This window comes from Acidovorax sp. (assembly GCF_046314175.1).
Lineage (GTDB): Bacteria > Pseudomonadota > Gammaproteobacteria > Burkholderiales > Burkholderiaceae_C > Acidovorax.
Map to the genome: position 1 here is coordinate 1 of NZ_JBKBXG010000180.1, position 4,377 is coordinate 4,377.

Consider the following 4,377-nt stretch of genomic DNA (forward strand, 5'->3'; position numbering starts at 1 on the left):
GGGGGGGGGGGGGGGGGGGGTGCTACGGTGCAAACACCACCAGCCGCTGCAGTCGCAAGTGCGCGGGCTGGTGCGAGGCTAACGCTAGCCGCTGCGCCGGTGGTGGCACCGCTGCATCAGGCGGAAGAACAGATGCTGCGGCAGGCGCTGCAGAGTGCTGGGGGGAATGTGGCGCTGGCGGCGCGGTTGTTGGGGATTAGCCGGGCTACGATGGCTTATCGGGTGAGGAAGTTTGGGATCGATATCTAACCGCTGACCACCTGACAAAGCTCAATAATTGAAGAAGGTCGGGGGGAAACACTCGGCAAATACTCTTGGAGGAATGGTTTTGGCAAATACAGACACGTCCGCTGAATCCGCTACAAAGGATTCCAGAATCAGAGTTTTCCTGTCGTACTCATGGACGAGCTACGACCACCAGCAATGGGTATTGCGCCTTGCTCGCGACATGCAAGCGAGCAACGTGCATTCAATCATCGACGCATGGGATCTGCGGCCTGGCGACGACTCCATTCGGTTCATGGAACGCATGGTGAATGATCCTGATGTGACCAAAGTTCTGATCCTGTCAGATAAAAAATATGCTGAGCGGGCCAACGACCGTGAGGGTGGTGTCGGTACTGAAACCACAATCATTTCACCCGAGATGTACAGCAAAGTTGAGACTAGAAAGTTTGCCTTGGGGGTCTGCCAACGCGACGACCAAGGTCAGCCGTACCTTCCGACTTACTACAAGGGACGCATCTATTTCGACTTCAGCGATGAAAGCAAATATGTCGATGAATTTGAAAAGATGCTGAGGTGGGTACACGACAAGCACGCAGAAGAGCGGCCAACAACCTACGGCCCGACACCGAGCTTTTTGCTGGAAAAAACTGGCGTCGACCTGGGTACCAATATGTATGCGCGTAGAACGATGGAAGCTTTCCGCACGGGAAAGGCACATGCCATAGGTTCGCTATCTGAGTATCTCGAAATGCTTGCCAAGCACCTTGATCGACTACGCATTACCCGCGATGAAAACCGCAACTTTGACGACCAAGTCGTAGAGTCCTTTGAGCTGTTCAAGCCTTACCGCGACGAATTCATCGAAGTTCTCAACGTCGCCATTCGCCAGACTCAACCTGGCACGCTCGGCGACGTGCTCCATAATTTTTTCGAGCAAATCATTCCGTATACAGAGCGGCCAAATGAGCAGCAAGGGTCTTGGTATTCAGACGCTTTTGATAACTACAGATTGATCTGTCGTGAGCTATTTTTAGTCACTAACGCTCTCGCATTAAAGACACATCGGTTTGACATTTCACACACCCTTTTGAATCGCGATTACTACTCAACGGCCGTTCCCGGACCGGTCATGCACTCGTTCGGAGTGCTAGCACGCAGTGTCGAATCAATGGATAGGCGTAAGCAACGGCTTCAATCCAGACGAGCCAATCTCGTTGCCGATCTCCTGCTAGAACGCACGAATGGCACGTCCCTAAGCCGTGACGAGCTACTTCAAGCAGACTTCTTTCTCTACTTTAAAGCGCAACGCAAGGACGTCCGATGGCATCCAGCGACTCACGTTTTTGCAGGAGGTTTGCATAAGCCTTTTGAGATTTTTGCTCGGGCATCCTCTGACGCCTACTGGCGACAGGTCGCAGCACTACTTGACGCCGACGATCTTGAAAAATTTAAGGCTGACGTGAAGAGCATGAGACAGTATGGGGACGGTTTTAACGCTACCAGCGTCGAATTGCTGACCAATATTGATCAGTTAAGCACTCGCCCCTGAGTGCAGTTCAATTCGCCATATTGTCGGAAGGTCGCGGAAGAGTGGGGGTTAACCACGCTGGGGTCACAACGCTGGGGGCAGGTCTTGCGTTTTGCCTCAAGCACTCACTAGCGTCAAAAACACCTAAGGCCAAATTGCCCGCCAGCGCTTGATAGACGGGAACACGCAGTATCAAAACCATAGCAAAATGCCTTGCACGTACCAGCGCGGCTACTACGGCAGCTTGTCCCCGCTGTACGCATAAAACCCGCCCGCTTCTTCCACCGGTAAACCATCCAGCACCCGCAGCATGTCCCCACCGCGCCAGCAGTCGGGCGGCCAATTTCTGCGCCGGTGAACGGTGTCGACGAGGCCGAGTTGCCTGGGTGCAACGCCACCAGCACGGCCTGCGGGTGGGTGCGGGCCACTTCGATGGACGCCATTTTGACCAGAATGTTGAGCGCGGCCTTGCTGGCGCGGTAGCTGTACCAGCCGCCCAGGAGGTTGTTGCCAATGCTGCGCCCACAATATGCAAAACATATACAATTCAAATACGTTTCGCTTAAAGGCAGTACCCCATGGGCATAGTCAAAATTTCCGACCAGATGCACGAAAACCTGCGTCTGGCCAGCACGGCGCTGAGCCGTTCCATCAACTCCCAGGCCGAGCACTGGATGCGCGTCGGCATGCTGGCCGAGATGTACCCCGACCTGGACCACCGCGAGATTTGCCAGATGCTGGTGCGGGCCGAGCTGGCGGGTGGGCTGGATGTGGCGCTGGCGGCGCGGGGTGAGCTGGACAGCAAGCCTGCTGCAGACGCCCCTGCCGCCCGCGCCAGAAAGCAGCCGCACTGATGGCCCGCGCTGACCGTGGGGTGCCGATCCGCTCGGCCGAAGAACTGGTGATGGCGCGGCGGGCGGCGCAGCTGGCGGCCGAGGTGCTGGCCATGATCGAGCCACATGTGGTGCCGGGCGTGACCACCGACGCGCTGGACCGCCTGTGCCACGACCACATCGTGAACGTGCAGGGCGCGCGGCCTGCCAATGTGGGCTACCTGGGCTACCCCAAAACGGTGCTGACCTCGGTGAACCATGTCGTGTGCCACGGCATCCCCTCGCCCCAGCAGGTGCTGAAGAAGGGTGACATCGTGAACATTGATGTGGCGGTGGAAAAAGACGGCTGGTATGGCGACACCAGCCGCATGTTCTGCGTGGGCACGCCCAGCGTGCTGGCCCAGCGGCTGGTGCGCACCACGTACGAGGCGCTGTGCGCGGGCATCCGCACGGTGAAGCCGGGGGCAACGCTGGGCGATGTGGGCCACGCCATTGCCACGGTGGCGCAGCGCGAGAACTTCAGCGTGGTGCGCGAATACTGCGGCCACGGCATTGGCACCGTGTACCACGATGAGCCGCAGGTGCTGCACTACGGGCGGCGCGGCCAGGGGCTGCGGCTGGAGGCGGGCATGGTCTTCACCATCGAGCCGATGCTGAACGCAGGCCAGCGCGAGACGAAGGAGCTGGCCGATGGCTGGACGGTGGTGACCAAGGACCGCTCGCTCTCGGCCCAGTGGGAGCACATGGTGGCTGTGACAGACAGCGGCTTTGAGGTGCTTACAGCGTGGCCGGGGGGCACGGGCAGCTACCCTGCGATTTAGGGATGGCCTGCACGAGGAGATTGCCGCATCAGCCGGGTGGCAGCTCCAGACGGGCCCAAGCGGCCATCACATCGGGCTGCTTCTTAATCCATTCGGCAGACATCATGTTGGCGCCCCAGTGGTGGATGCGCGCCACGCCCTCCCCCATGTTCCACAGATGCCGCAATTGCACGAAGAGCGGCAAGGCGGCGAGGTCGGCATCGGTAACACGGCCGCCCCCTGCGCGGTAGCCGGCCAGGTACTGCTGCCAGCGCTTGAGCAAGGCTTCGTCGGGCTCCATGGGGGCCTTGCGCGGCAGGTTCGACCACAGCCACACACACAGGTCATAAGCAAGGAACCCCGGTCCGGCGTCGTCAAAGTCAAAGAAGGCGGCGCGCTGCACACCATCGGCATCGGTGGTCACATGGTTGTTGAAGCCATGCGTGTCGCCGTGGCACATCACGCGGGTCAAGGTGCCCTCAACATTCGCCAACTCGCTCAGAAGGCACTCAATCAGTTGCCGGTAGGCATCCAGCAAGGTGGGGTCGATCTCGGGATGGGCGCTGAGGTAGCCTAGCGTGCGGCCTGCAAGATGGTGACCGTCCAGCACATAGCGGCTTGCGGGGCCTGCGTAGCTTTGCGCGGCGCTGTGAATCTGGGCCAGCGTGGCGCCGGTCAGATGCAGTTCCTCGGGCGTATCGGGCACGGCACCATCGCAGTGGCGAAACAGCACCAGCGCACGCGGGCCCTCAGGGAACGGCAGGGTAACGCTGGCAGCTCCTTTCGCAGCCAGCACCGGCGTGGCCACGCCCACGCCCTTTGCGTGCAGGTGGGCCAGCAGCGCAACTTCAAAATCCACATTGAACGGACCGCGCGGCCGGATGGCACAAAGCCGCGCCACGTAGCGGCTGCCATCCGTGCCCCACACGGCGTAGTTGTCGTTGAGGTTGCGGCGGATCAGGTAGCACTTCTGCACTGGCAGGCCATA

At 59.7% G+C, this 4,377-nt stretch carries 5 protein-coding genes and 1 pseudogene; 4 read left to right on the plus strand and 2 right to left on the minus strand.

Translation table 11 applies throughout. The features are described 5' to 3' along the window. Positions 1 to 102: 102 nt before the first annotated feature. Positions 103 to 249: a helix-turn-helix domain-containing protein gene (locus ACK4OE_RS25340; protein WP_409889189.1), complete on the plus strand. Its 147-nt coding sequence runs from the start codon at positions 103 to 105 to the stop codon at positions 247 to 249. A 79-nt stretch (positions 250 to 328) separates the two neighbouring features. Then, a complete protein-coding gene (locus ACK4OE_RS25345; protein WP_409889190.1) occupies positions 329 to 1,777 on the plus strand; it encodes a toll/interleukin-1 receptor domain-containing protein in 1,449 nt (482 codons plus the stop codon). A 213-nt stretch (positions 1,778 to 1,990) separates the two neighbouring features. On the opposite strand, the pseudogene ACK4OE_RS25350 reads toward ACK4OE_RS25345, so the two are convergent. Further along, a pseudogene (locus tag ACK4OE_RS25350) lies at positions 1,991 to 2,274 on the minus strand (short-chain dehydrogenase); the annotation flags it as partial. A gap of 60 nt (positions 2,275 to 2,334) precedes the next feature. On the opposite strand from ACK4OE_RS25350, the gene ACK4OE_RS25355 reads away from it, so the two are divergent. Continuing rightward, positions 2,335 to 2,610: a ParD-like family protein gene (locus ACK4OE_RS25355; RefSeq protein WP_409889191.1), complete on the plus strand. Its 276-nt coding sequence runs from the start codon at positions 2,335 to 2,337 to the stop codon at positions 2,608 to 2,610. Next, positions 2,610 to 3,410 (plus strand): type I methionyl aminopeptidase, encoded by an 801-nt coding sequence (map, locus tag ACK4OE_RS25360; protein ID WP_409889192.1) that lies wholly within the window; start codon positions 2,610 to 2,612, stop codon positions 3,408 to 3,410. The genes ACK4OE_RS25355 and map overlap by 1 nt, the downstream gene beginning before the upstream one ends. A 28-nt stretch (positions 3,411 to 3,438) precedes the next feature. On the opposite strand, the gene ACK4OE_RS25365 is transcribed toward map, so the two are convergent. Then, positions 3,439 to 4,377 (minus strand): phosphotransferase enzyme family protein (locus tag ACK4OE_RS25365; protein WP_409889193.1); only part of this gene is annotated, 939 nt, incomplete at its 5' end.

What these genes read in the sequence shown, in the direction of transcription:
- ACK4OE_RS25355 (WP_409889191.1), top strand. Translation starts at nt 2,335, where the DNA reads ATGGGCATAGTCAAAATTTCCGACCAGATGCACGAAAACCTGCGTCTG.
- map (WP_409889192.1), top strand. Translation starts at nt 2,610, where the DNA reads ATGGCCCGCGCTGACCGTGGGGTGCCGATCCGCTCGGCCGAAGAACTG.